The organism is Saccharospirillum salsuginis (genome assembly GCF_014651855.1).
GTDB classification, from domain to species: domain Bacteria; phylum Pseudomonadota; class Gammaproteobacteria; order Pseudomonadales; family Natronospirillaceae; genus Saccharospirillum; species Saccharospirillum salsuginis.
The window spans coordinates 671,942-698,692 of record NZ_BMXR01000002.1; the positions used below are offsets into that span (position 1 = coordinate 671,942).

Below are 26,751 nucleotides of genomic sequence, written 5' to 3' on the forward strand. Positions count from 1 at the left end.
GGATGTGGGCAGCAGGGACTGCTGCCGTCAAGCCCCCATAGACGGGTTCATGGCGGCCCCAGGGAGGGCTACCCCCGCCTCAGGGGCAAACCCAGCCACGAAACCGCTATTCTCGGACAGCCTCCTGACTATTCGGTTATGCCGGCAAAACGCTCGAAGTAGTCCGGGAAGGTCTTGGAGGTGCAGCCCGGGTCGTTGATGGTGATCTCGGCGTCGCCGAAGGCGGCCAGCGAGAAGCACATGGCGATGCGATGGTCGTTGTAGGTATCGATCGCCGCGGGCTGTGTCCGGACCGGAGGGGTGACGGCGATATAGTCTTCACCCTCGTCCACCTCGGCACCGAGCTTGCGCAGTTCGGTGGCCATGGCGCTGAGCCGGTCGGTCTCCTTCACGCGCCAGTTGTAGATGTTGCGAATGCAGGTCGTGCCCTCGGCGAACAAGGCCGTGGTGGCGATGGTCATGGCCGCGTCCGGAATGTGGTTCAGGTCGACATCCACGGCTTTGAGCGGGCCCTGGCGCGATACTTCGATCCAGTGATCGCTCCAGACCACCCGGGCCCCCATCTGTTCCAGCACTTCGGCGAACCGGGCATCGCCCTGGACCGAGGCCTTGCCGGTGCCGTGTACGCGGACCGGTCCGCCGCCGATGGCGCCGGCCGCCAGGAAATAACTGGCGCTGGAGGCGTCGCCTTCAACCTGAATGTCGCCCGGGCTCACGTAGTGCTGTCCGCCTCGGATGTGGAACGATTGGTAATTGTCGTGGCGGACGTCGACTCCGAACTGGCGCATGACATCCAGCGTGATTTCGATGTATGGCTTGGAGACCAGCTCGCCGCTGACCTGAACCGTCAGGTCGTCGTTCAGCAGCGGCGCGGCCATCAACAGGGCGGTTAAAAACTGACTGGAAATGCGTCCGTCGATGCTGACGGTGCCGCCGCTGAGGTGTTGTGCCTGAATCTTCAGGGGCGGAAAACCGGGTTCGCCCAGGTAGTCGACTTCGGCACCCAGGGGGCGCATGGCGTCGATCAGGTCGCCAATCGGCCGTTCGGCCATGCGCGGTTCGCCCGTCATCTCGAAGGTGCCATTACCGATACACAGCGCCGCGGTCAGGGGGCGCATGGCTGTACCGGCGTTGCCCAGAAAAAGACTCAGTTCCTGGCCGCGCGCCAGCGGGCCGGCCAAACCGGTCAGTTCACAGCGGGTACCGTCTTCGCTGAGTCGATAGTCGACCCCGAGGGACTTCAGGGCGGTGAGCATGTGACGTATGTCGTCGCTGACCAGCAAATTGGTGACGGTCGTGGTGCCTTCGGCCAGGGCGGCCAGCAGCAGAATGCGATTGGACAAACTCTTGGAACCGGGGATGGTAACCTCTCCCCGGGCGTGCGTGAGGTGTGGAAGCGTCAGGCTGTGCATGATGATCCATGTTCTGGGTGGGTCCGATTACCCGATTGTACGCCAGCTTGGGGTCATCTTGCATCCAGGGCAACGACCTGAATAATAGTGTTGCGTTATTTGACGATTAAGATGTCCACCGTGATGCGGTCGAGAATCTTCTCCGCCGTATGCCCGAGCAGCCAACGCTCCAGGCCACTGCGGGCGACGGCCCCCATGATGACCATGTCGGTGTTGGTCTGATGCAGGTGTTCCGGGATGACTGACAGGGTTGAGCCGGTTTCCAGCACAGTCTGGTCTTTCGGGATGTCATGGTCCTGTGCCAGCTTGGCCAGCGCCTGCTCGTGTTGTTCGCGAATCTCCTCGCTGATGTCGGCGCTGTCGATCGTCGGTTGGTCGAGGTAGATCAGCAGTGGTGTCGGGTCGTAGACGTGGAGCAGTTCGAGTCGGCCGCCCAGATGAGTGGCGAAATCCTTGCCCCAGCGGACGATGTGTTCGTCCAGGGTGTCCGGTTTGTCATTGGCCTGTACCGGATCGACGGCGGCGGTCAGTCGGATGGGGTCGTTCCAGGCGTTGGCTTTGGTCAGCAACAGCGGTACCGGACAGTGGCGGATCAGTTCCCAGTCGGTTTGGCTGAAAAAGGTCCGTTGAATGACGTTCTGGTGGTGGGTGGCCTTGACCACCATGTCGACCGGTTCTTCCTCGATGAAGTTCATCAACGCCGGACCGGCGTGTTTGTCCCAGACGCCTTTGGTGGTCACCTCCACGCCGTCGTTGCGAGCGATATCGGCGATGGTTTCCAGGCCTTCCATCAGACGTCGCATATAGGCGTCCTTGGCCTGGTCGGCGGTGTCCGGATTGAGCGGGTGATTGGACGCCAGGGTCGCGTTGTAGCCACTGGCGAACAAGGTCAGGCGCGCCTTGTCAATGCGGGCCAGGCGGCTGGCCTTGCGCACGGCTAGAGCGCTTTCCTCGGCCGGATCGATCAGAACCACGATGTGTTTTTGTGCAAACATGGCGACTCTCCCAAGGGTCGACGTCAGTGTCATGCCTAAAGCGTAGACCCTGGGGAGCAAATCGCCCAGTCACCGGCGAACGCTGTCCGACTATTGGACCAGGGTGAAGACGGTGACCACTTTCTGCACGCCATTCACTTCGGCGGCGAGCTTGACCGCCTGTTTTGCCGTAGCCTCGCCGACGCGACCCATCAGATACACCACGCCCTCCTCGACAATGATATTGACGTTGGAGGACGGGAAATGGTCGGTGGTGAACATGCGCGAGCGGACCTTGACCGCCAACCAGGTGTCATTGGCGCGAACGCCGGCCGAGGTCGGCGTCGCCGCTTCCAGATGGTTGTGTACGGCTTCGACCTGGGGGTCGTTTCGGGCCATGTCGGTGGCCTTGGGGATCATCGAACCATCGGGGACCTGGCCGACCAGCAAAACCACGCCATCATTCACGTGGACATCGAACTGCGCCTGATCGAAGCGCGTGTCGATCTTGGTCAGGTTGACCGTCAAGCGGGTGGCCAGGGCATTGTCATCGATGACTTGCCCCATGCTACGGCCTTCGGGGTCCGGGGTGATGGGTTTGTCTCCGGTGGCGCTGCCCATCAGGGTGGTGCAACCGGTCAGCATCAATACCAGCAACAGTGAGCTCAGAATTTTCATCACAGTTCGCTTCCAAAAAGTTGGTGTTCGATCAATTCGCCCAGACAATTCAACAACAGATGATGGGTCAACTGAATCAGACCCAGTTTATCGGCCGGCACGCGCAACTCAACATCGTTCTCTTCCAGCAGTGCCGCGATGTCACCGCCGTTTTCTCCAGTCAGTGCGACGACGCACAGCCCCATTTCGTGGGCGGCCTGTACGGCCTTGATCACCGCCGGTGCATTACCGGTGGCGGAAATCGCCAGTAACACGTCCGGCTCATGGCCCAGGGTGCGTACCTGTCGGGCATAGATATCGTTCGGGTTGGTGTCGTGGGCGATGCCGCTCATTAATGTACCGTCGCCGGACAGGGCGAGCACCGGTAATCCCGGACGCTCGCGTTCGAATCGGCTGAGCATGCGGCTGGCGAAGCCCTGGGCATTGGCGGCCGAGGTGCCCATGCCGCACACCAGGATCTTGCCATCGTTCAGCAAGGCATCGGTCAGCAGGTCGGCACCGTGGTGCATCAGCTCGTCGAGCTGTTCGGCCGCCAACTGAAACGTCTCCAGGCTCAGACCGATCTGTTCGTAGATGATGTCGTCCGGGTTCATATCCGCCTAATTATTCAGAGGCTCCCAAGCCGGTGGAATATCTTCATCCGGCGGTAAAAGCGCTTTTAATCCAGTTCAGGTCGTCGTCCCGTCCCAGGGTAATGACATCGAAACGGGCGGGGCGCGATGCGTGTTCGCGATGGCCCTGCAGAAACTGTTGCGCCGCGATGATCAGCTTACGCTGTTTGGCGGCGGTGATCGAGGCGCCGGCACCGCCGTAGCGCTCGCTGCGACGCTGGCGCACCTCGATAAAGACCAGGGTATTATCGTCGAGGCAGATGAGGTCGATTTCACCGCCCTTTACCCGGAAGTTACGTGTGATCGGACTCCAGCCCTGCTGAACGCACCACTGCTCGGCCAGTGTTTCCGCTGCCTGTCCTTTGGTTGGCCGCCAAACCATCAGCGCCAGGTGTCCGGAGACAATGAATCGTCCAGACCGGTCCGGGTTTCCGCGCGACCTTCGATGAACTCGGCCCAGGTCAGTTCGCGATGAACCCGGCGCTTCTCGTCCAGCCGCAAGGTGCCGGTCACACCGTAGACGCGCGCATCCGGGAATCGCTGCAACTGGGGCAGGCGCGGATAGAGCCGGTAGGCGTCGACGCCGAGCGCCACCAGGGTCTCATAGCCGGTATAGAGCTCGTCGAACGCGATCTCGACGGTGTTTTCCAGCGGGGTTTGCCGCAGTTTCCACGGCATTTCCACGAAGGACACGCCGTTGAGGTCCTTGTCCCGGTCCGGATTGTCCGAACCGCCATAGAGGTGAGACGTGGCCATGACCGGGAGATCGGACGCGAACTGATAGTTCAGCACCGGCTTCAACTGCCGGGCCTGGGACGGGAACGCCACCATGAAGACCACATCGATGTCCTCGCGGCGGCGCGGTTCGAACACGATGTTGCGCCCCAGGATTTGTTGCAGATTGCGGTGGCGTTGTTCGCTGTCGTGGACGTTCAGCGCCCGCTTGACGGTATTCAGGTATTGGTCGGGCCGGGTGAACAGTGATTTGCTGGTGATGTGGCCGCCCTGGATTTCCCAGCGGCGGATAAAGGCGTCGCTGACCTTGCGACCCCAGTCGCTGTCCGGTGCCAGTACCATGGCCCGTCGCATTCCCTGTTGCCAGGCCTGGTTGGCGACTTGCTCCGCTTCGTCTTCCGGTGCCAGCCCGAACTGATAAAAACTGTGCGGCGCCTCATTCCGGTTATCGCTGTAGTTCAACGCGAGCACCGGAACCGACAAGACTTCCTGGCTTTGCAGGCGCTGGACACTGGCTTTGTCCAATGGGCCGATCACCAGATCGGCGCCTTCGAACACCGCCTGTTTATAGACGTTGTAGGCATCCTGATTCAGTGCCGTATCGAAAAAGGTCAGCGACGGCGTTTCCCGCCCCAGGCTCCGGGCCTCGTACCAGGCGGCCAGTATGCCCGAACGGATCGCCTTGCCGGCTTTCTCCAGCGGGCCGGTCAGAGGCAGCAACACCGCGATGTTCCGCGGCTGCTGGCGAGCGATTTGACGCAGCAGCGTCAGGTCACCCGGTAATTGTTGCGCCGCCGGGTGGCTCGGGTGGCGATTGATCCAGTCATCGATGGCCAATACCTGTTGGCGGACGTCTTCCACGTTTTCACGCGCGATCAATGCCAGGTCCAGCCAGCCGGTCAGGTCCGGGCTGGATTCGGACTCGGCCAGGGTCCGCAGGGATTCCTCCGGCACCAGTTGCAGATCGAACCAGATCTGCTCGTGGTTGTAGGTCGCCTGATCGCCGTCGAGCAGCGGCGCCAGAAAAATGCGCTCGCGCGATGCAGCCAGGTATTCTCCAGCGTATTCGTGCGCCTCGGCTCGCTTGAAGCGAATTTGAATCTGGCGCTCCATCGGCAGACCGTCGAACAAATAGGCGCGGTCGCCGGACAGCCAGTTCAAGGCTTCCTGGCCATCCCCCAGAATCAGAGCGATTTCCGCCTTCAACTCCGCATAGTCGGTTTTCTGGGCTGTGTTCAGGCGGTCGAACTGCAGCGCACTGAGAACCACTTCCGCCTCTTCGGTACGTTGCTGCTCGATCAAGTCGCGCGCGGTGTCCAGGCGCTCGGTCACCAAGGCTTCGCTGCTCGCCGCGTCCTCGACCGGCTCGGCCTGATCGGTTTTCGTTGCCTGACCGGCGCAACCGGCCAACAGGGCGGCCATCAGCCAGGCCGACAGCCGGACCGAGCGCCTACAAAAGGATATTTTCAACATCGACTCTGGGCTGGTTACAATCTGTGACCGGGCATTCTACTCTACAAAGCCCGCGCCTTGAAACGCGCTTCACCCAATACCCAGCAGGTCCTTCATGACAGACAGCGTCACCCTTCACCCGGCTCTCTACGTCGTCGCCACCCCTATCGGCCATCTCGACGACATCAGCATGCGCGCCACCCGCGTCTTACAGGGCGTTAACGTGTGCTGTGCCGAAGACACGCGTCACAGCAAGCGCCTGCTCGACCACCTGAACGCCCGCCCAAAACTCGTTTCCCTGCACGAACACAACGAACGCGACCGTACCGGCTTTATCCTTTCTTTACTCCGGGATGATCAATCCGTCGCACTCATCTCGGATGCCGGCACCCCGCTCATCTCCGACCCCGGCTACCATCTGGTCAAAGCCGTCGCCGAAGCCGGTTACACTGTCCACCCCATTCCCGGCCCAAGCGCCGTCATCACCGCCCTCAGCGTCTCCGGCCTGCCAACCGACCGCTGGGTCTTCGAAGGCTTTCTTCCAGCCAAGACCGGTGCCCGGCAAAAACGGCTACAAACACTGGCCCGTGACACCCGAACCCTGGTGTTCTATGAAAGCAGCCACCGCATTCTCGACAGCCTGAACGACATGAAAACCGTCTTCGGATCCGAGCGTCCGATCACGCTGGCCCGGGAACTGACAAAAACCTTCGAAACCGTGTTGCGGGGCACGTTGGAAGAGGTAGTAGCACAAGTGGAGAGCGATTCGAACCAGCAAAAGGGGGAATTTGTGCTGGTCGTAGGAGGCACCACGGATGAGCCGGAGGATTTCGGCCTGGATCCGAGGAAACTGGCCGAGACACTCGGGCCCCTGATGCCGCCGAAGCAGGCGGCTGCTGCGATGGTGGAGTTGATCGGGGGAAGGAAGAAGCAGTGGTATGAGTTGATTACGGGATTGGATAAAGGTACTCCCTAGCCCTCCCGAAGCGTCGGACCGCACAAGGGAGAGGGAATAGAGCGTTATGAGGCTGGGGGTGAGTGGCCGGAGGTGGGGTATGGCTCTGCAGGGGTAGTCCGCAGCAGGGATGCTGCGGCCTAGCCTACATGGACGTATTCACGGCGACCCCGGCAGGGCCATACCCCACCTCCGGCCGCGGGCCACAGGCACGAAACAATCCCAACCACGATAATGCTTGCGAATCGAACGAAAACCATTATGGTTCGCCCCGTGAGTCGGCCAGGCAATCGCTGCTTCGTAAGAAGGAGAGGAAAGTCCGGGCTCCACAGGGCAGGGTGCCAGATAACGTCTGGGCGGCGAAAGCCGACGGAAAGTGCAGCAGAAAGGAAACCGCCGTCCGCAAGGGCGGTAAGGGTGAAAAGGTGCGGTAAGAGCGCACCGCAGTCCTGGTAACAGGGCTGGCGATGGTAAACCCCACCCGGAGCAAGGCCAAATAGGGTCCCATTAGGCGTGGCCCGCGCTGGGACCGGGTAGGCTGCTTGACCTTGAGGGTGACCTCAAGGCTAGACGAATGATTGCCCAAGACAGAACCCGGCTTACCGGCCGGCTCACACTCTCTTGCTTTACCCGTCGGTACCACAACGATCGAGCCTTGACCTACCCATGCTCATCGTTGCATCGTTCATTCTAGGCTTTTCACCTTCCTTACATCGGCCCTTCCTATCCGCGCTTGTGGATAATTCGAAAAGCCGGACAATGCAATGTCAGTCAAGCCTCTGTTGAACCTTAATCGGAGGTTTTCTGTGAGGTTCGTCACATCTAACCACTGTTCGTGCCGTTTTTAAAACCAATCCTTCCTGAATGTCTAATTCCTTATTCGAAAAAAATCTTTAACTTAAAGTCTTACTTTAACTCTTGATCGCAAGTGGCTTGCGATGCTTGAAATTAGTATGTCAGTACTCGCTAACTTTACCTGCCAAAGTTGTGATCCAATTCCTAACTGCCTGTTTTTATAGGATTTTTTTTGGCCTCCCAGGCTAGTGACCACTTGCTTGTGGGGCAGACGGCTCCTATAGTGTCGGCTAGTGGAGAAAAGTGGAAGAAAGTGGGTTATCGGGGCTGTGAGTGACCGCTAACCCGGCCAGGACAGGCAGGGCGACTAGGCCGCCCATCGACCAATAACAGCGGACACCATTCACATGGCGCGGACGACAGACACCATCATGCTGAGGGGCGTGCACACCCTGGCTCTCGATGCCAAGGGTCGTCTTGCCGTGCCCAGCCGGTACCGGTCTTCGCTGCAGTCCCTGGCGGAAGGTGAATTGGTCATCACCATCGACACCGAAGCACGCTGTTTGCTGATTTATCCGCTTCCCGAGTGGGAAGTGATTCAGGAAAAAATTTCCTCGTTGTCAAGCTTCAATCGGGCCGCGCGCCGCATTCAGCGTTTGCTGATCGGGCATGCCACCGATGTGGAGATGGACGGCAACGGTCGCGTTCTGGTGCCACCACCGCTGCGCGACTACGCCCAGCTGGACAAGAAGGTCGTGCTGCTGGGGCAAGGCAATAAATTCGAACTCTGGTCCGAAGATCTATGGGCCGAAACCCGCGACGCCTACCTGGAAGAGGCCGGCGACGACGACGCCATGACCGCCGAATTGGAGCAAATTTCACTGTGAAGAAAGGCACCGATCGGACAAGCGCGACAGCGCCCGACTTCAGCCACGAAACGGTACTGCTGCATGAAGCGGTGGATGCGTTGCGCGTGGGTGATGGTGTTTATGTCGACGGCACTTTCGGGCGAGGCGGGCATAGCCGGTTATTGCTTGAGCAACTCGCGGCCGACGGTCAATTGGTGGTGTTCGACAAGGACCCCCAGGCCATTGCCGAGGCGCAGGCTCTGGCGAAAGAGGATGACCGGGTTGTTGTCTGTCACGCCAGCTTCGCCGAATTAAAGACGCGTCTGGCTGAGTTGGGCCTGGTCGGGCAAGTGCAGGGTCTGCTGCTGGACCTGGGTGTCTCCTCGCCGCAGCTGGACGACGCGTCCCGTGGGTTCAGCTTTCGGTCCGACGGTCCGCTGGACATGCGCATGGATCCGAGCCAGGGCGAAAGCGCGGCCGACTGGTTGAGCCGGGTGGATGAAACCACGCTGGCCAATGTGCTCTATCAATACGGCGACGAGCGCCACAGTCGGCGCATTGCCCGTGCCATCGTCAAGGCGCGCGGTGAGCAATCGCTAACGTCGACATTGCAGCTGGCCGAGATCATCAAGGTCGCGCATCCGGCCTGGGAGCGCAACAAGCACCCGGCCACACGCAGTTTTCAGGCTATACGCATCTTCATCAACGGCGAACTGAGCGACCTGGAAGCGCTGTTGAACGATGCCGTGGACGTGTTGGCGCCGGGCGGGCGACTGTCGGTGATCACCTTTCACAGCCTCGAAGACCGGATGGTGAAACAGTTTGTCCGCAACCAGGAAAAGGGGCCGGATCTGCCGCCGGACCTGCCGGTACCGGATTCCGAGATCCGGCGCACCATGAAACGCGTGGGTAAAGGCATCAAGCCCAGCGCGGCGGAAATCGACGTGAATGTGCGCTCCCGCAGCGCGACGCTTCGGGTGGCGGAGAAGTTATGAAGACGGAGGCGGCCTGATGACCCGGCCGGCGCGTTGGTTGACGGTCGGGTTGATGGGATTGGTGTTGGCATCGGCCTTCGCGGTGGTGCTGGTGACGTATCAGACCCGGGTCCAGTTCGCCGAACTGGAGCAGTTACGCCAGCGCAATCAACAGTTGGACGAGCAGTGGGGGCGGTTGTTGTTGGAAGAGAGTGCGTTTTCTTCCCCGTCCCGAGTGGAACGACTGGCCCGGGATGAGTTGAAGATGTCCGAACCCGGGGCAGATCAGGTTCGGTGGTTGGATCTGAATCGGGATCCATAGGGTGGGCATGACCCATCACCAAATAAAGAAGAGGGGATAACACCACATGTTGGCAAACTGGCGGTTCTACTTCGTGCAGACGGTACTGGTGGCGTTGCTCGCCATCGTCGTCTGGCGCGTGGTCGGTTTGCAGGTGTTGGAAAAAGATTTCCTCATTGAGCAGGGGACATCGCGTTGGCAGCGTCTGGAAGTGATCAACGCACCGCGCGGCATGTTATCCGACCGCCACGGTGAACCGGTAGCGGTCAGCACCCCGGTCGTCTCGGTCTGGGCCGACCCGAGGGAGCTTCGGGAGGCGGACATCCCTAGGCTGGCGGAAGCCGCCGACGTCTCCGCGAAAACCCTCCAAGCCCGGCGCCAGCAGCACCGGGCTTTCATGTATATCAACCGGCACATGACGCCGGATGAGGCCGAGCGAATTCTGTCCCGAAATATTCGCGGTGTTTACGGTCTGACCGAGTACAAGCGCTATTACCCGGCCGGCGAAGTGGCCGCTCATGTCGTCGGGTTCACCGATATCGACGACCATGGCCAGGAAGGGGTGGAGCTGGCATTCGAAAACCAGCTGCGTTCCGAATCCGGAAAGAAAGAAGTCATTCGTGATCTGCTCGGACGTTCGGTTAGGGACGTGGGGCTGATCGAAGCACCGAAAGCCGGTCAGGATCTGCGTCTGACGATCGATCTGCGCCTGCAATACCTGGCCTATCGGGAGTTGAAGAAAGCCGTGACCCAGCTGGACGCCCTGGCCGGTTCGGTGGTGATCATGGATGTGCGCAATGGCGATGTCCTCGCCATGGTCAACCAGCCGGGCTTCAATCCGAACAACCGGGCTCAGTTGAACCCGACGGCGACCCGCAACAGAGCCATGACCGACCAGGCCGAACCCGGCTCGGTGATGAAGCCGATCAGCATGGCGGTGGCGCTGTCCAGTCAGCAGTTTTCCATCTCGTCAACCATCGATACCAATCCCGGCTATTTGCGGGTGGGTGACTACGCCATCCGCGATTTCCGCAATTACGGCGTGCTCGACATGACCGGGATTATCACCAAGTCGAGCAACGTCGGCATCGCCAAGGTTGCCCAGCAACTGGACGGTCAGCGCATGTGGGAGACTCTCTACGGTCTGGGCTTCGGTCAAACCACTGGGATCGGTTACCCGGGCGAGGCCGCCGGTCGTTTGCCCAACCCGATGAACTGGCATGCGGTCGATAAAGCGGCGATGTCCTACGGCTACGGCCTGGCGGTCACGCCGCTGCAGCTGGCTCAGGCCTACGCCACCCTGGCCAACGACGGACGGCAGGTTAACGCCCGCATCCTGATGGATACTCCCGCCGTGATCGGTGAACAGGTGGTGCCGCAAGACGTGGCCCGCCAGGTGCTGGGCATGATGGAAACCGTCGTCGAGCCCAAAGGTACCGGTACCCGGGCGGCACTGGATTGGTTCAGCGTCGCCGGCAAGACCGGTACGACCCACAAGGTGGGTGCGCAGGGGTATGAAGATGAAAAATACATGGCGTCCTTCGTCGGTATCGCTCCGGCGGATGAGCCCCGAATCGTCGCTGTGATCGTCATTAACGAGCCGCCGACGGATGCCTATTTCGGCGGGGAGGCGGCCGCGCCTGTGTTTCGCGGCATCATGACCCAGGCGTTGCCGTTGCTCGGCGTGCAGCCGGACCGGATTCCGCCCCAGGCCCGGTTGGGAGGTGACTCATGAAATCCTTGCTGAACTGGTTGCCCGATCATCCCGAATTGGCGGGCCTGAAGGCTCGGGAATTGACGCTGGACAGTCGCGAAGTGGGGCGAAATGATGTTTTCGTCGCACTGTCCGGGCGCGCCTTCGACGGTCACGATTACATCGACTCGGCTATCGCGGCCGGCGCTTCGGCCGTTCTGGCCGAGCGTTCAGTCGGTGACAAAGCGGTTCCCGTCATCGTCATGAACGACCTGCGTACCCGCCTGGGCGAGTTGGCGCACCGATTCTACGACAATCCGACCGATCATCTGGCCATGGTGGGCATCACCGGTACCAACGGCAAGACATCCACCTGCCAATACATCGCCCAGTCGCTGGATTTTCTGGGCAAACGGTGCGGCATCATCGGCACCAACGGCCAGGGGTTGTGGGGTGCCCTGCAGGAAACGCTGAACACGACGCCCGACGTCATTCGCCTGCATCGCGAACTGGCGCGGCAGCTGGAGCAGGGCGGTCAGTTCAGCGCCATGGAGGTCTCCTCCCACGGGCTGGATCAGGGTCGGGTCGACGGCGTGCGCTTTCACACCGCCGTCTTCACCAATCTGAGCCGTGATCACCTCGATTATCACGGCACCATGGACGCCTATGGTGCCGCGAAATGGCGTCTGTTCCAGTGGCCGGGCCTGGTCAACGCTGTGATCAACCTGGATGACGACTGGGGACGTGCCCATTTGGACAGCGTCCGGGCGGATTCCGTACTCACCTATGGCTTGGCCGGGGATGCCGACGTCCGCGTCACCGACCACCGCTGTCGCCCGACGGGTCTGGATGCCCAGGTCAGCACGCCCTGGGGCGCGGTCGAACTGAATTTGCCGTTGCTCGGTGTGTTCAACCTGAGCAATGCCCTGGCAGCCTTTACCGTCCTCTTGGCCGAGAGCGTGCCGTTATCCACAGCGGCCCGGGTTGTGTCCAATGTTCATCCGGTCAAAGGCCGGATGGAGCGGGTGCTGATAAAAAACGGCCCCACGGTGGTGGTCGATTACGCCCATACGCCGGACGCATTGGAAAAAGCTCTGCGGGCCTGCCGCGACCATGTTCAGGGTCGACTGGGGGTGATCTTCGGCTGCGGCGGTGATCGCGATAAGGGCAAGCGGCCGGAAATGGCGGCCGCGGCCGAGCGCGGCGCCGACTTTGTCGTGGTGACCGACGACAACCCGCGCAGCGAAGCATCCGCCTACATCATCGCCGATACCCGGGTGGGCTTCGCCCGGCCGGAGAAGGTGGTCGAAATCGCCAATCGTCGACAGGCCATTTTCGACACTCTAAGCCGCTGCTCGCCGGACGATGTGGTCCTGATTGCCGGCAAGGGGCATGAGTCCTATCAGGAGATTCAGGGCGTGCGCCACCACTTTTCCGATCAGGAGACGGTACTGGCGTGGCAGGAGGAACGGTATGTGGAGTGACCCGACTTTGAGTCAGTGGGCCCGGGCCTGCGGCGGCGAATTGCAGGGCGAGGACCAGGTGATCGGTACGGTATCGACCGACAGCCGAACCGTGGAAACCGGCGATGTCTACGTCGCGTTGAAAGGCGACTACTTCGACGGTCACAACTACGCCGCCACGGCCTTGCATAAAGGGGCCAGCGCCCTGGTGGTCGAACAGCCGCAGGCGGACTGTCCGATCAGCCAGGTGATCGTACCGGACGGTCGCCAGTCTCTGGGGCATCTGGCCGGTCTGTTGCGCCAGGCTTTCCAGGGGCAGGTCGTGGCGTTAACCGGCAGTGCCGGCAAGACCTCGACGCGGGCCATGCTGCAACACATTTTCGGCCAGCAGCCGGGATTGCTGGCCACCGAAGGCAACTTCAACAACGACATCGGCGTGCCCAAGACTTGGTTCCGTCTGACCGACCGGCATCAGCGGGTGTTGCTCGAGTTGGGGGCCAACGCCGTTGGCGAGATCGCCTGGACGGCCGGGTTCAGCCGGCCGCACATCAGCCTGTTGTTGAATGCCAGTGAGGCACACGCGGGCGGTTTCGGCGGACTGGAGAAAGTGCGCGAGGCGAAAGGCGAGATACTGGAGGCGACCGACCGCGAAGGCGGCTGTGTGCTCAATCGCGATGATCCGGCCTACCAGGCCTGGCTGAAGCGGGCCGGTGACCGGCGCATCATCAGCTTCGGTCAGCACAGCCGGGCCGATGTCTGCCTGATCGAATTTCAACCGACGAACGCCGGCAGTGCGTTCTCGTTGTCGTTGCCGGACGGGGATATTTCCGTCGAATGGCCCATGCTCGGCCGGCACATGGCCCTGAACGCGGCCGCGGCGGCGGCCACGGCCTGGCTCGCCGGGGTGTCGCCACTCGACATCGCCGAGGGCCTGTCCCGAATGAAGCCCCAGCCGGGCCGGCTGGAACCCATGGCCGGCCAGCACGGCGGCCTGTTGATTCACGATGCCTATAACGCCGCGCCGGCGGCCGTCAAGGCGGCCATCGATGTGTTGGCCGAACAGGGTGACGACACCTTGTTGATCCTGGCGGACATGGGCGAATTGGGAGATCTCGCCGAGTCCCTGCACCGGGAAGTCGGGCAGTATGCCCGGGGGCGAATCGGTGATCTCTGGACGGTCGGGACCCTGTCCCGGCACACGGCCGACGCCTTCGGCGGTCGGCATTTCGATACCTTGGAAACTGTGTTGGCGGCGTTGCCGTCACGCTTGACTGAAACCACCGCAGTACTGGTCAAGGGATCGCGCAGTGCGGGCATGGAAAGGGTCGTCGAGACCCTGAAAAGGAAACCCTGATGTTTGTTTGGTTGACTCCATACCTACTTGAGCTCGATTCCGGCTTCCGGGTGCTGCAGTACCTGACGCTGAGAGCGATTTTCGGTGTTCTGACGGCGCTGTTCGTGTCGCTCATCGTCGGCCCCTGGCTGATTAGAAAACTGCGTCATTACCAGATTGGCCAGTCGGTTCGCCACGACGGTCCGCAGAGCCATTTGAGCAAAGCGGGTACGCCGACCATGGGCGGGGCGCTGATCCTGATTTCGATCATCGTCTCGGCCTTGCTCTGGTCCGACCTCGGCAACCGGTATGTCTGGATCACCTTATTGGTGACCGCCGGTTTCGGTGCCGTGGGCTGGGTCGACGACTATCGCAAGGTGGTGCAGCGCAACAGTCGCGGCCTGCCGGCGCGCTGGAAATACACCTGGCAATCGGTCATCGGCCTGGGCGCGGCCCTGGCGTTGTTCCTGACCTCGGGCGGTGGCGTCGAAAACACGCTGTATGTGCCTTTTTTCAAGAACATCGCGATCACGCTGGGCGTGTTTTTCGTGGTGTTGACGTACTTCGTCATCGTCGGCACCTCCAACGCGGTCAACCTGACCGATGGCCTGGACGGGCTGGCGATTCTGCCGACCGTGCTGATCGGCGGGGCTCTGGGCGTGTTCTGCTACGCGGCGGGGAACGCGGTGTATTCGGAATACCTGCAGATTCCCTATGTGGTCGGCGCCGGCGAACTGATTGTGTTCTGCGGCGCCCTGGTCGGCGCCGGACTCGGGTTTCTTTGGTTCAACACCTACCCGGCGCAGATATTCATGGGCGATGTCGGCTCACTGGCTCTGGGCGCGGCCCTGGGTGTAATCGCCGTCATCATCCGACAGGAACTGGTGCTGTTCATCATGGGCGGGGTCTTTGTCGCCGAGACGGTCTCGGTGATTTTACAGGTCGCCTCGTTCAAGTTGACCGGCCGGCGCATCTTCCGGATGGCGCCGCTGCACCACCACTACGAATTGAAAGGCTGGCCCGAACCCAGGGTCATTGTGCGGTTCTGGATCATCACGGTGATCCTGGTTTTGATTGGCTTGGCAACGTTGAAGATACGCTGATATGGGATTGATTACCGCGGACACACATTACCTGGTCGTCGGCCTCGGCGCGACGGGCCTGTCCTGCGTGCGCTTTTTGCGTGAACAGGGCAAGCGGGTGTCCGTGATCGATAGCCGCGAGCAACCACCGGGCCTCGCCGAGATGGCGCAGGCCTGGCCCGAGGTGCCGGTGTACACCGGCGGCTTTGACGAGGCTGTGATCGCCACCGCCGATGTCCTGGTGATGAGCCCGGGTGTGCCGCTGGCGACGCCGGTCATTGCCGCGGCGATCGAACGGGGCGCACGCATCACCAGCGATATCGAACTGTTCAGCCGGGCGTTCGAGGGACGCAAGGTACTGATCACCGGTTCCAACGCCAAGTCCACCGTCACCTCCTGGCTCGCGGACATGGCGAGTCTGGCCAAGGCGTCCTTCGTGGTCGGCGGAAATCTGGGCCAACCCGCGTTGACGCTGCTGGATCAGGAAGCCGATCTCGCGATCCTGGAACTGTCCAGTTTCCAGCTCGAGTTGCTGCCGGCGATGAACGCCGACGTGGCCACGGTGTTGAACGTGTCCGAAGATCATCTGGACCGTTACCCCAGTTTTGAGGCCTATCACCAGGCCAAACAACGCGTTTACCACGGCTGCCGCCATGCGGTCTTCAACCGGGAAGACGCACTGACCACGCCGCTGGTGTCGAACGATGTGCCGACCACCTCATTCGGGCTGGATGCACCGGATCCGAATCAGTTCGGCCTGATCGAGAAAGACGGGGTCGAATGGCTGGCGCGCGGCAACGATGCCTGGCTACCGATTTCCGAGGTGGCATTGCCCGGTCGCCACAATCTGGCCAACGCCTTGGCCTGCCTGGCGCTGGGCGATGCCATCAGGTTGCCGCGCGTTGCGATGCTGGAATCGTTGCGTGGTTTCAAGGGGCTGCCGCATCGCTGCGAACTCGTGGCGACCGTGGACGGCGTTCGCTACGTCAACGATTCCAAAGGCACCAATGTCGGTGCCACTCTGGCGGCCGTCGACGGACTGGGTCGCGAAGCACCCGGCCGTCTGATCCTGCTGGTGGGTGGCCAGGGCAAAGATGCGGATTTCACGGCTTTGGCCGAGCCGGTCCGGACTCTGTGCAAGACCGTGTTCGCCTATGGCGAAGATCAGGCTGTGCTGGCCGATGCCCTGGGCGATACCACCCATAAAGTCGCAACGATGGAAGAAGCCTTGCAGCAGGCCAGCGACCTGGCCGAAGCCGGAGACACGATTCTGTTGTCCCCGGCCTGCGCCAGCTTCGATCAGTTCCGTAATTTCGAACACCGGGGCGATGCGTTCCGGACCTGGGTGGAGGGGCGTTTATGACGGCACAAGCCAAAGCGTTGCCCCTGCTGACCGATCGCTTGAGCGAAGCGTACCAACCGCTGTGGCAACCGGATCGCTGGTTGCTGGGCAGTTGCCTGGCGCTGCTGGTGCTCGGGTTGGTGATGATTGCCTCGGCGTCGATCGACGTCAGTCAACAGCGATTCGGAGTGCCCTATCACTACGTGATTCGTCACGTGATTTATCTGGCCGCCGGCATCGGCCTCGCTGCGGTTCTGTCCACGGTGCCGATGAAGGTCTGGCAGGCCACCAGTTGGTTGTTATTGTTCGCCGCCCTGGCGTTGCTCGTCATCGTCCTGATTCCGGGCATCGGCAAGGAAGTCAAAGGCAGTTTTCGCTGGATCGATCTGGGTCCGGTCGGGTTTCAGCCCTCCGAACTCGGCAAGGTCGCCATCATTCTCTACGTCGCCTCCTATCTGGTGCGGCGCCGGGATGAGGTGATCAGTCGCTGGTCCGGCTTTCTGAAGCCTTTGCTGGTGATGTCGGTCATGGTGGTGTTGCTGTTGCTGGAGCCGGACTTCGGCACCGTGGTCGTGGTTCTGAGCACCATCCTGGGCATGTTGTTCCTGGGCGGCGTCAAGGCCGGGCAGTTTTTCCTCGCGGTGATCGCCGCCGCCGGGGCTGTGGCGTCGATGGCCTTTTCGCAGAGTTACCGGGTGCAGCGGTTGTTGGCCTTCCTCGATCCCTGGTCCGAAGAAAATGTGTACGGCAGCGGTTACCAGCTGACCCAGTCGTTGATCGCCTTTGGTCGCGGCGAATGGGTCGGTGTCGGGCTCGGCAATTCGATGCAGAAGCTGTTCTATCTGCCCGAAGCCCACAACGATTTTATCCTGGCCATCATCGGCGAAGAGTTGGGGCTGATCGGCGTACTGACCGTTCTGGCGCTCTACGCCGTACTGGTGTACCGGATGTTCGCCATCGGTCGCCTGGCCGAGCAGAAGGATTACCTGTTTGGCGCCTTTGTCTGTTACGGCATCGCGCTGTTGTTCGCGATCCAGGGGTTGATCAACATCGGTGTGAACACCGGCTTGTTGCCCACCAAAGGGTTGACGCTGCCGTTCCTCAGCGCCGGCGGCACCAGTTTGCTGGTCTGTCTGTCGCTGGTGGCCCTGGTGAACCGCGTTTACGGCGAGACCCTGCGTCTGGCCGGGGAGGCGAAGTCATGAAGCGGGTGTTGATCATGGCCGGCGGGACCGGCGGACACATTTTCCCCGCCATGGCTGTCGCCGAGACACTGCAGGCCGAGGGCTACGCGGTGAGCTGGCTGGGCGCGAACCGGGGCATGGAAAAAGAACTGGTCCCCAAGGCCGGATACGATTTTCAGGGCCTGGCCGTTTCGGCCTGGCAGGGTGGAGGCCTGGTACGCAAGGTAAAGGCTCCGATCAATCTGGTGTCCGCCCTGTGGCAGGCACTGGGCATCCTGAAGCGACTGAAGCCCGTCGCGGTGATCGGGTTCGGCGGCTACGCCTCCGCGCCGGGCGGCCTGGCCGCGATTCTGTGTCGGGTACCCCTGGTCCTGCACGAACAGAATGGGGTGCCGGGCCTGACCAATGCCCGTCTGGCCAAGCGGGCCGATCGGGTGCTGCAGGCTTTTCCGGACACCTTTTCGGGCGAAGTTGAAGTGGTCGGGAACCCGGTCCGTGAAGCCCTGCGCTCCCTGCCGGAACCGGCCAAGCGCGGTGTCGGCGGCCATCGGCGTCTCAGATTGTTGGTTATGGGCGGCAGCCAGGGCGCCAAAGCCCTGAATGAGGTGATCGGACCGGCTGTGGCGACGATGACGACCGGGAACCAGCCGGAGATCTGGCACCAGGCCGGACGCGACAAGGTGGAGCCGACGCTGGCCGTCTATCGCCAGTCCGGTGTCGAGGCGAGCGTGGTCGAATTTGTCGACGACATGGCCAAGGCCTATGGCTGGGCCGACCTGGTGATCTGCCGCAGCGGTGCATCGACGGTGTCCGAACTGGCCTCGGTCGGGTTGTACAGCCTGCTGGTGCCCTATCCCTGGCACAAGGACCGCCAGCAATACCGCAACGCCCAATGGCTGGTGGACTGCCAGGGGGCGGAAGTGATCGACCAGAACGAATTGACGGCCGAACGACTCGGCCAGCGGCTGGCCTATTGGCACAGCCATCGTGACGCATTGAAATCGGGTGCAACAGCCGCTTGGCGCTGCGGCATTCGGGACTCGGCCCAACGTGTGGTCCGGGTTGTTAACGAATTGATACTGGAGCAAGCCGCATGAGCAGTCTGGACCTGAACCAGGGACAAGAATTTCCGATCCCGGAGATGCGCCGCATCCGCCGGATCCATTTTATCGGCATTGGCGGTGCCGGTATGTGCGGCATTGCCGAAGTGCTGCACAACCAGGGGTATGAAGTCAGTGGGTCGGACCTGAAGAGCAGCGCCGTGACCGATAGGCTGGCGGGGCTGGGGATTCAGATCTTTATCGATCACGCCGAAGCCAATGTCGCCGGGGCCGATGTGGTCGTCGTCTCCAGCGCCATCAACCCGGAAAACCCGGAAGTGAAATGGGCACTGGACCGGCGCGTGCCGGTGGTGCGCCGCGCCGAGATGCTGGCCGAACTGATGCGCTATCGACATGGCATCGCCGTGGCCGGCACCCACGGCAAGACCACGACGACCTCGCTGATGGCGTCGGTCATGGCCAAGGGCGGCTTCGACCCGACCTTTGTCATCGGCGGCAAGCTGAACAGTGCCGGCGCCAATGCGCGACTGGGGACCAGTCGCTATCTGGTCGCCGAGGCGGATGAGAGCGATGCGTCCTTCCTGCATCTGCAGCCGATGACTGCGATCGTCACCAACATCGACGCCGATCACATGGGCACTTACGAGGGCGACTTCGAGCGGCTGAAGGACACCTACATCCAGTTTTTGCACAACCTGCCGTTCTACGGGCTTGCGGTCCTGTGCATCGACGACGAACACGTACGCACCATTCTGCCGCGTCTGTCCCGGCAGTTCGTGACATACGGGCTCAGCGAGGAAGCCGACTACCGGGCAGTCGACATCCGTCAGAAAGGCATCAAGACCGAGTTCACCGTGACCCGGCCGAGCGGCATGGCGCCAGTGGAAATCGTGCTGCACATGCCGGGTCTACACAATGTGCTGAATGCTCTGGCAGTGATCGCCGTGGCGTCCGACGAGGGCGTGTCCGACGACGGCATCCGGGAAGGATTGAACACCTTCGACGGCGTCGGCCGACGGTTTCAGGTGCAGGGTGATTATCCGATCCCCGACGGTCAGGTGATGCTGGTCGACGATTACGGCCACCATCCCCGCGAACTGGAAGTGACCTTCGATGCCATTCGCAAGGGCTGGCCGGACAAGCGGCTGGTGGTGTTGTTCCAGCCGCACCGGTACAGCCGGACGCGCGATCTGTACGAGGACTTTGTCGATGTCCTGTCCAAGGTCGACGTCCTGCTGTTGCTCGATGTCTATTCGGCCGGCGAGGAGCCGGTCGCCGGCGCCGACGGTCGCAGCCTGAGTCGCAGTATCCGGTTGCGTGGTCGGGTCGATCCGATCTTTATCGAACACAAGGACAAGGTCCTGGAGATCCTGCCGGATGTGCTGCAGGACGGGGATCTGCTGCTGACCCAGGGGGCAGGCGACATCGGTACGATTTCCGCCGAAATCGCCAAGGCCCAGCTGGGCTTCAAGAAATGACGGGGTTGGCCAAATGACGACTTTGAAACCCGAACAGCGACGTTTCCGCACCGTGGGTGTGGTCTATGGCGGCGAATCCGCCGAGCGGGCCGTGGCGCTGCGCAGCGGCGAGACGGTCATCCAGGCGCTGAAAGACGCCGGTTACGAAGTGCTGACTCACGATGTCACCAGCCGCGCCGGACTGATGGATTGGCTGCGTCAGGTTAAAGCGGACGTCATCTTTCCGGTGCTGCACGGTCGCGGCGGCGAAGACGGTGTGCTGCAGGGCCTGCTGGAGTGGTGCGGCCTGCCGTATGTCGGCAGCGGCGTGCTGGCGTCGGCGCTGGCCATCGACAAGCTGCGCAGCAAGTGGGTGTTCGGCAGTGCCAATGTGCCGACACCGACATTCGCCGTGATCCGCTCCGAGGAGGAACGCGCGGCGCTGGAACATCAGGTGGACTATCCGGTGATGGTCAAGCCGGTGCATGAAGGGTCCAGCATCGGCATGAGCCGGGCGGACGACGCCGACGGCCTGAAGGCCGCCTGCGACCTGGCGTTCCGCTACGACCGGGAGGTGATGATCGAGCAATTCATCACCGGCCAGGAATACACGGTCGCGGTGGTGGGGGATGTCGCACTGCCGGTTATCCGAGTCAAGGCGGCCACCGGTTTTTACGACTACGAAGCCAAGTACGAGAAGAACGACACCGAGTACGGCCTGCCCTCGGGCCTGGGCGAGGCACGCGAGACCGAGGTTCAGAACCTGGCCTTGCGCGCCTTCCGCGCCCTGGGTTGCGAAGGTTGGGGACGGGTCGACTTGATGATGGACGAGGCCGGGCAACCGCTGGTGCTGGAAGCCAACACCATCCCGGGCATGACCGATCACAGTCTGGTACCCAAGGCGGCGAACGCGGTCGGATGGTCTCTGGCCGAACTGATGCACCGCATCCTGGCGACCGTACCGGAGCGTCGTGAATGACCAAGCGCAAGAAGCCCGTCAAGCGCGGCGCGACCAAGCGCCGCCAACCGATCGACTGGCGCACACCGCTGCGACGGGGCATGCGCTTGTTGGCCGGCGGTATCGCAGTGGCGGTGGTGATCAGCGCCGGGCGCTGGTTACTCGACATTGAATGGCAGCCCATGGCACTGACCGGCTGGCAGGTGGACAGCACTCTGGTGTACGAGGATCGCGCCCGTCTGGACGCGACTCTGGAGACCTTTAAAGGCTCCAGTTTGCTGACGCTGTCGCCGGGGGAGGTCCAGGACGCTGTCGAAGCGCTGCCCTGGATCGACGCGGCCACGGTGACCAAGGCCTGGCCGAGCCGGTTGTTGATCGCCGTGCGTGAACATGAGCCGGTCGCTCGCTGGAACGGCGACCAGGTGTTGAACAGCGATGGCGAACCACTGGCGCGACCGGTCGCCGACCTGGTCCTGGCGGAGCTGAACGGGCCGGACCGGCAGGCCAAACGCGTCATGGAGCAGTATCTGCAGTATTCGCGGGTCTTTTCGGACTCCGGATACCGTTTGAAAGGGGTGCGCATGCACCCGCGCGGAGCCTGGGATCTGACATTGGATAACGGCATCGACGTCGCGTTGGGCTCGCGCGACATGCTGGAACGGACCCGTCGCGTCGTCGCCCTGCTGGAGCGCGGCGGACTGGATCCGAACACGATTGATTACATAGATGCGCGCTACCCGAACGGCCTGGCCGTCGGCCAGCGCGACAACACCGAACCATCGGCATGAGGTGAACCATGACATCGCCGTTTAAAGGAAAATTGATCGTCGGCCTGGATATCGGAACGTCCAAGGTCGTCGCCATCGTCGGCACCGTGACCGCCGACGGCGGGATCGAGATCGTCGGTCTCGGCTCGCACCCGTCGCGCGGGCTCAAGAAAGGGGTGGTGGTCAACATCGAATCCACCGTCCAGAGCATTCAGCGCGCCGTCGAGGAAGCCGAACTGATGTCCGGCTGTGATATCCACTCGGTTTATGTGGGCATCGCCGGCAGTCACGTGAACAGCCTCAACAGCCACGGCATCGTCGCCATCAAAGAGAAGGAGGTGATCGACGCCGACCTCGAGCGCGTCATCGACGCCGCCCAGGCCGTCGCCATCCCGGCGGACCAGCGCATCCTCCACATTCTGCCGCAGGAGTACATCATCGACTCCCAGGAAGGCATCAAGGAACCGCTGGGCATGTGCGGCGTGCGCCTGGAAGCCAAGGTGCACCTGGTGACCGGCGCCCAAAACGCGGTGCAGAACATTGACAAGTGTGTACGTCGTTGCGGTCTGGAAGTGGACCAGATCATTCTCGAACAACTGGCCTCGGCACAATCGGTACTGACCGAGGACGAAAAAGAACTCGGTGTCTGCCTGGTCGACATCGGTGGCGGCACCACCGATATGGCGATCTTCACCGAAGGCGCGATCCGCCATACGGCGGTGATCCCGATTGCTGGCGACCAAGTGACCAACGACATCGCCATGGCGTTCGCGACGCCGACCCAGCATGCCGAGGAAATCAAGATCAAGTACGCCTGCGCGCTGTCACAACTGGCCGGCGAGCACGAAACCATCAAGGTGCCCAGCGTCGGCGACCGCAGTCCGCGCGAGCTGACCCGTCAGGCGCTGGCCGAAGTGGTCGAGCCACGCTACGAGGAGCTGTTCAACCTGATCAAGGCCGAACTGCGCCGCAGCGGTTTCGAGGAAATGATTCCGGCCGGCATCGTATTGACCGGCGGGACCGCCAAGATGGAAGGGGCCGTGGAACTGGCCGAGGAAGTCTTCCATGTGCCGGTTCGTCTGGCCATACCTCAGGGTGTGTCCGGCCTGTCGGATGTGGTCTCCAACCCGATCCACGCCACCGGTGTCGGTCTGTTGCAGTACGGGTTGAGACAGATGCAAAGCGGCAAACAGCCGGCTTCCGCCGCCAAGGTGCGCAAACCCAAAGAGGGTCCGGGCGCCCTGTCAAAGCTGAAGCAATGGGTTGCGGAAAATTTTTAAAGAGGAGAGAGCCCCCGCGCGGGGTCATCACGATAAAAAGAAACTGAATTCAGGGCGCGACTTCTTCGGAGGTCGTTCATAACAACGAAGGAAGGAGCAGGAAGATGTCCAACTATGATCCAGAGCTGAACGGAGGTGACATGTTCACGCTTGTAGACGAACAGCCGCAATCGGCGGTGATTAAGGTCTTCGGCTGTGGCGGCGGTGGCGGTAACGCCGTTCGGCATATGCTGGAGTCCCACATCGACGGGGTGGAATTCATCTGCGCCAACACCGACGCTCAGGCGCTGCGCGGCGTGGAAGCCACCACTCAACTGCAACTCGGCAACGGCATTACCCGAGGTCTGGGCGCCGGTGCCAACCCGGAAATCGGCCGTCAGGCGGCGCTGGAAGACCGCGAGCGCATCGCCGAGGTATTAAAGGGCGCCGATATGGTGTTCATCACCGCCGGTATGGGCGGTGGCACCGGAACCGGTGCGGCGCCGGTCGTGGCGGAAATCGCCAAGGACCTCGGTATTCTCACCGTGGCCGTGGTGACCAAGCCATTCCCGTTCGAGGGCCGTCGCCGTATGAAAGTGGCGATGGAAGGTCTGGATATGCTGCGTGAAAACGTGGATTCCCTGATCACCATCCCGAACGAGAAGCTGCTGACCGTTCTGGGTAAGAATGTGACGCTGCTGGAGGCTTTCTCCGAAGCCAATAACGTGCTGCAAAACGCGGTGCAGGGTGTGGCCGACCTGATCGTCCGTCCCGGTACCATCAACCTCGACTTTGCCGATGTGCGCACCGTGATGTCCGAAATGGGCATGGCGATGATGGGCAGCGGCATCGCCTCCGGCGAGGACCGGGCCCAGCGCGCGGCCGAGATGGCCATCCGCAGCCCGCTGCTGGAAGACGTCGACCTGCACGGTGCTCGTGGCATCCTGGTCAACATCTCCGCCGGCGTCGATCTGGGTCTGGACGAGTTCACCGAGGTGGGTAACACCATCGAGGAATTCGCCTCCGAGGAAGCGACGGTCGTAGTTGGCACGGTTATTGATCCGGAACTGAAGGATGAAATCCGCGTCACGGTGGTCGCCACCGGCATCGGCCAGGAAGTGGCCCGGGCCGAAAAGCCCAAGGTCGCGGTGGACAACACCCGCAAGGCCGACGGTAGCCCGGACTACAAAGCCCTGGAGCGCCCCACAGCGGTGCGAAATGCCAAGGCGGCCGAACCGGAAGAGGACAGAAAGCCGGTGCGCTCGGCGAAAGATCTGGATTATCTCGACATTCCGGCCTTTTTGCGGCGCCAGGCGGACTGACAAAAATGGAACATTACTCCAAAGGCAGCAACATTTGTTCAGGGGCGGCCTTCTGCTAGAATGCTCGCCCTCTGAGCAACGTTTGACGGTGCACGGCCAGTCTGCTGGCACCGATGATAGGGTCAATTACCCCATGGTTAAGCAACGAACACTGAAAAACACCATTCGCGCGACGGGAGTGGGTCTGCACTCCGGCAAGAAGGTGTATTTGACATTGAAACCGGCTCCCGTGGACACGGGTATCGTTTTTGTCCGGACGGATCTTGATCCGGCCGTGGAAATTCCTGCCCATGCCCTGAATGTGGGCGATACCACGCTGTCCACCACGCTGGTTAAAGGTGACGTTTGCATCGACACCGTCGAACATTTGCTGTCGGCCTGCGCCGGCCTCGGCGTGGACAACGCCTACATCGAGGTCAGCGCGGCTGAAGTGCCCATTATGGACGGCAGCGCCGGCCCCTTCGTTTTCCTGCTGCAGTCGGCGGGTGTCGAGGAGCAGAGCCGGGCCAAACGATTTATTCGCATCAAGAAACCGGTCGCGGTCGTCGATGGCGACAAAGAGGCCCGTTTCGAACCGTACGACGGCTTCGCCGTACGTTTCACCATCGATTTCGACCATCCGGTCTTCCGTGACCGGTCCCAGACGGCCGAGCTTGATTTTTCCACCACAGCCTTTGTCAAAGAGATCAGCCGTGCCCGAACCTTTGGTTTCATGCGGGATTTCGAATACCTGCGCGCCAATAATCTGGCGCTGGGTGCCAGCTTCAATAACGCAATTGCAGTTGACGATTACAAGATCCTGAACGAAGATGGCTTGCGGTACGAAGACGAATTCGTCAAACACAAGGTGTTGGACGCCATCGGTGATCTCTACTTGTTGGGCCACAGTCTGATCGGACGGTTTATCGGCCACAAGTCCGGGCATGGTCTGAACAATCTCCTGCTGCGTGAATTGCTGAAGCAGGAAGATGCCTGGGAATTTGCTACCTTTGAGGAGGATGATACCGACTCGGTGCCGATCGCGTACGCACCCGTCCTGGTCACTAACTAGGTAGCGACGTAGTATGAACATCATTCTGGTCAGCCGGCGCCATGGTCGGTCCCGAACGATTTCACTGTCCGCATTGATTATTCTGGCAAGCCTGCTGTTAGCGGGCTTGATTGCGTTGGGCGTCATGTTGACGCTGCAACTTCAGTCCCGGGGGGGCGATGGCATCATCGATCCTTATGCGGTCAGTCAGTGGCAGAAACGCATCAGCGGACAGGAAAAAGAACTGGCCCGCACCCGTGAATACACCGAAGAACAGATCCGCGCCCTGACCGTCAAACTGGCGGAACTGCAATCCCGACTGACCCGTCTGGATGCTCTGGGCGAGCGCCTGGTGGATGTGGCGGAACTCGAAGACGGTGAGTTCGATTTTGCCGTACCGCCCGCCGTCGGTGGCCCCGAAACCGACACCGGCGACTATAACCCGCCCGATTTCGTCACCGCTCTCGATCAACTCTCTTCCCTGATCGACGATCGCGAGCAGCAGTTATCCGTCCTGAACTCCCTGTTGGGAGATCGCAAGATCCAGTCCGCCACCTTCGTGGCCGGTCGCCCGATCCAGCGTGGCTGGATGAGCTCTCGCTACGGCTACCGGAACGATCCTTTCAACGGCAAGGTCGCCTGGCACGACGGGGTCGATTTCGCCGGTAAGGACGGCTCCAACATCGTTGCAGTCGCCGCCGGTGTGGTGACCTGGTCATCGGACCGTTACGGCTACGGCAACCTCATCGAGATCAACCACGGCAACGGCTACGTGACCCGTTACGCCCACTGCAAAGAGCTCTTGGTCGACGTCGGCGATGTGATCAAGAAAGGCGATGTGGTCGCCCTGATGGGCAGTACCGGCCGATCCACAGGCCCGCACGTCCACTTTGAGGTCCTTCACCGGGGCAAATCGGTCGACCCGGCCAAGTTCATCAACCGCGTAGCCCAGTTCTAACTCGTAGGGTGGGCATCGAGGCTGTGAAAGTATCCCTTCTTTAAGGTTAAAATCACGGCTTGCTATTCAAAAGGAGCTTTCCAGTGCCTGCCCGCCGCTACAAAACC

At 61.5% G+C, this 26,751-nt stretch carries 24 protein-coding genes and 1 other RNA gene; 19 read left to right on the plus strand and 6 right to left on the minus strand.

Translation table 11 applies throughout. From position 1 onward, the window contains the following. Positions 1 to 128 precede the first annotated feature (128 nt). From aroA to IE111_RS06050, 6 genes are all read right to left on the minus strand, one after another. Positions 129 to 1,412 carry a 3-phosphoshikimate 1-carboxyvinyltransferase gene (aroA, locus tag IE111_RS06025; RefSeq protein ID WP_189607587.1) on the minus strand — a complete coding sequence of 428 codons (1,284 nt, stop codon included), beginning with the start codon at positions 1,410 to 1,412 and terminating at the stop codon, positions 129 to 131. A 95-nt stretch (positions 1,413 to 1,507) separates the two neighbouring features. Further along, a complete protein-coding gene (locus tag IE111_RS06030; RefSeq protein WP_189607588.1) occupies positions 1,508 to 2,407 on the minus strand; it encodes a universal stress protein in 900 nt (299 codons plus the stop codon). 90 nt (positions 2,408 to 2,497) lie between these two features. Beyond that, the gene (locus tag IE111_RS06035) at positions 2,498 to 3,064 is read right to left on the minus strand and encodes a BON domain-containing protein (RefSeq protein WP_189607589.1); all 567 of its coding nucleotides are present in this window, start codon (positions 3,062 to 3,064) and stop codon (positions 2,498 to 2,500) included. Continuing rightward, on the minus strand, positions 3,064 to 3,657 hold the full coding sequence (locus IE111_RS06040; protein ID WP_189607590.1) for a D-sedoheptulose-7-phosphate isomerase: 594 nt from the start codon (positions 3,655 to 3,657) through the stop codon (positions 3,064 to 3,066). Before IE111_RS06040 ends, IE111_RS06035 begins: the two co-directional genes overlap by 1 nt. Before the next feature lie 43 nt (positions 3,658 to 3,700). After that, positions 3,701 to 4,057 carry a YraN family protein gene (locus IE111_RS06045; protein ID WP_189607591.1) on the minus strand — a complete coding sequence of 119 codons (357 nt, stop codon included), beginning with the start codon at positions 4,055 to 4,057 and terminating at the stop codon, positions 3,701 to 3,703. Continuing rightward, positions 4,057 to 5,883 (minus strand): penicillin-binding protein activator, encoded by a 1,827-nt coding sequence (locus IE111_RS06050; RefSeq protein ID WP_189607592.1) that lies wholly within the window; start codon positions 5,881 to 5,883, stop codon positions 4,057 to 4,059. Before IE111_RS06050 ends, IE111_RS06045 begins: the two co-directional genes overlap by 1 nt. Positions 5,884 to 5,977: 94 nt before the next feature. Between IE111_RS06050 and rsmI the strand changes: the two genes are divergently transcribed. From rsmI to IE111_RS06145, 19 genes are all read left to right on the plus strand, one after another. Next, positions 5,978 to 6,838 carry a 16S rRNA (cytidine(1402)-2'-O)-methyltransferase gene (gene rsmI / locus IE111_RS06055; protein WP_189607593.1) on the plus strand — a complete coding sequence of 287 codons (861 nt, stop codon included), beginning with the start codon at positions 5,978 to 5,980 and terminating at the stop codon, positions 6,836 to 6,838. A 253-nt stretch (positions 6,839 to 7,091) separates the two neighbouring features. Then, positions 7,092 to 7,435, plus strand: an RNA gene (rnpB, locus tag IE111_RS06060) — RNase P RNA component class A. A gap of 584 nt (positions 7,436 to 8,019) precedes the next feature. Then, positions 8,020 to 8,499 carry a division/cell wall cluster transcriptional repressor MraZ gene (gene mraZ, locus IE111_RS06065; RefSeq protein WP_505973608.1) on the plus strand — a complete coding sequence of 160 codons (480 nt, stop codon included), beginning with the start codon at positions 8,020 to 8,022 and terminating at the stop codon, positions 8,497 to 8,499. Next, entirely contained in the window at positions 8,496 to 9,455 is a 960-nt protein-coding gene (gene rsmH, locus IE111_RS06070; RefSeq protein WP_229805246.1) for a 16S rRNA (cytosine(1402)-N(4))-methyltransferase RsmH, read from the plus strand. The genes mraZ and rsmH overlap by 4 nt, the downstream gene beginning before the upstream one ends. 16 nt (positions 9,456 to 9,471) lie before the next feature. After that, complete coding sequence (gene ftsL, locus IE111_RS06075; protein ID WP_189607595.1) at positions 9,472 to 9,756, plus strand: cell division protein FtsL; 285 nt, start codon at positions 9,472 to 9,474, stop codon at positions 9,754 to 9,756. 46 nt (positions 9,757 to 9,802) lie between these two features. After that, complete coding sequence (locus tag IE111_RS06080; protein ID WP_189607596.1) at positions 9,803 to 11,470, plus strand: peptidoglycan D,D-transpeptidase FtsI family protein; 1,668 nt, start codon at positions 9,803 to 9,805, stop codon at positions 11,468 to 11,470. Continuing rightward, positions 11,467 to 12,912, plus strand: coding sequence for a UDP-N-acetylmuramoyl-L-alanyl-D-glutamate--2,6-diaminopimelate ligase (locus tag IE111_RS06085; protein WP_189607597.1), 1,446 nt, complete (start codon positions 11,467 to 11,469; stop codon positions 12,910 to 12,912). The genes IE111_RS06080 and IE111_RS06085 overlap by 4 nt, the downstream gene beginning before the upstream one ends. Continuing rightward, positions 12,902 to 14,245 carry a UDP-N-acetylmuramoyl-tripeptide--D-alanyl-D-alanine ligase gene (locus IE111_RS06090; protein WP_189607598.1) on the plus strand — a complete coding sequence of 448 codons (1,344 nt, stop codon included), beginning with the start codon at positions 12,902 to 12,904 and terminating at the stop codon, positions 14,243 to 14,245. The genes IE111_RS06085 and IE111_RS06090 overlap by 11 nt, the downstream gene beginning before the upstream one ends. After that, the gene (mraY, locus tag IE111_RS06095) at positions 14,245 to 15,327 is read left to right on the plus strand and encodes a phospho-N-acetylmuramoyl-pentapeptide-transferase (RefSeq protein ID WP_189607599.1); all 1,083 of its coding nucleotides are present in this window, start codon (positions 14,245 to 14,247) and stop codon (positions 15,325 to 15,327) included. The genes IE111_RS06090 and mraY overlap by 1 nt, the downstream gene beginning before the upstream one ends. A gap of 1 nt (position 15,328) precedes the next feature. Further along, positions 15,329 to 16,669: a UDP-N-acetylmuramoyl-L-alanine--D-glutamate ligase gene (murD, locus tag IE111_RS06100; RefSeq protein WP_189607600.1), complete on the plus strand. Its 1,341-nt coding sequence runs from the start codon at positions 15,329 to 15,331 to the stop codon at positions 16,667 to 16,669. Then, complete coding sequence (gene ftsW, locus IE111_RS06105; protein ID WP_189607601.1) at positions 16,666 to 17,853, plus strand: putative lipid II flippase FtsW; 1,188 nt, start codon at positions 16,666 to 16,668, stop codon at positions 17,851 to 17,853. Before murD ends, ftsW begins: the two co-directional genes overlap by 4 nt. Then, a complete protein-coding gene (gene murG / locus IE111_RS06110) occupies positions 17,850 to 18,929 on the plus strand; it encodes an undecaprenyldiphospho-muramoylpentapeptide beta-N-acetylglucosaminyltransferase (protein ID WP_189607602.1) in 1,080 nt (359 codons plus the stop codon). The genes ftsW and murG overlap by 4 nt, the downstream gene beginning before the upstream one ends. Next, positions 18,926 to 20,371, plus strand: coding sequence for a UDP-N-acetylmuramate--L-alanine ligase (murC, locus tag IE111_RS06115; protein ID WP_189607603.1), 1,446 nt, complete (start codon positions 18,926 to 18,928; stop codon positions 20,369 to 20,371). The genes murG and murC overlap by 4 nt, the downstream gene beginning before the upstream one ends. Positions 20,372 to 20,384: 13 nt before the next feature. Next, positions 20,385 to 21,329 (plus strand): D-alanine--D-alanine ligase, encoded by a 945-nt coding sequence (locus IE111_RS06120; protein ID WP_189607604.1) that lies wholly within the window; start codon positions 20,385 to 20,387, stop codon positions 21,327 to 21,329. Continuing rightward, positions 21,326 to 22,096 carry a cell division protein FtsQ/DivIB gene (locus IE111_RS06125; protein ID WP_189607605.1) on the plus strand — a complete coding sequence of 257 codons (771 nt, stop codon included), beginning with the start codon at positions 21,326 to 21,328 and terminating at the stop codon, positions 22,094 to 22,096. The genes IE111_RS06120 and IE111_RS06125 overlap by 4 nt, the downstream gene beginning before the upstream one ends. An 8-nt stretch (positions 22,097 to 22,104) precedes the next feature. Next, a complete protein-coding gene (gene ftsA / locus IE111_RS06130) occupies positions 22,105 to 23,355 on the plus strand; it encodes a cell division protein FtsA (protein ID WP_189607606.1) in 1,251 nt (416 codons plus the stop codon). A 140-nt stretch (positions 23,356 to 23,495) separates the two neighbouring features. Next, on the plus strand, positions 23,496 to 24,656 hold the full coding sequence (gene ftsZ / locus IE111_RS06135; protein WP_189607643.1) for a cell division protein FtsZ: 1,161 nt from the start codon (positions 23,496 to 23,498) through the stop codon (positions 24,654 to 24,656). Positions 24,657 to 24,789: 133 nt separating this feature from the next. Then, positions 24,790 to 25,707, plus strand: a complete 918-nt coding sequence (gene lpxC, locus IE111_RS06140; RefSeq protein ID WP_189607607.1) for a UDP-3-O-acyl-N-acetylglucosamine deacetylase — start codon at positions 24,790 to 24,792, stop codon at positions 25,705 to 25,707. 13 nt (positions 25,708 to 25,720) lie between these two features. Next, positions 25,721 to 26,644 (plus strand): M23 family metallopeptidase, encoded by a 924-nt coding sequence (locus tag IE111_RS06145; protein ID WP_189607608.1) that lies wholly within the window; start codon positions 25,721 to 25,723, stop codon positions 26,642 to 26,644. The last annotated feature ends 107 nt before the right edge of the window (positions 26,645 to 26,751 follow it).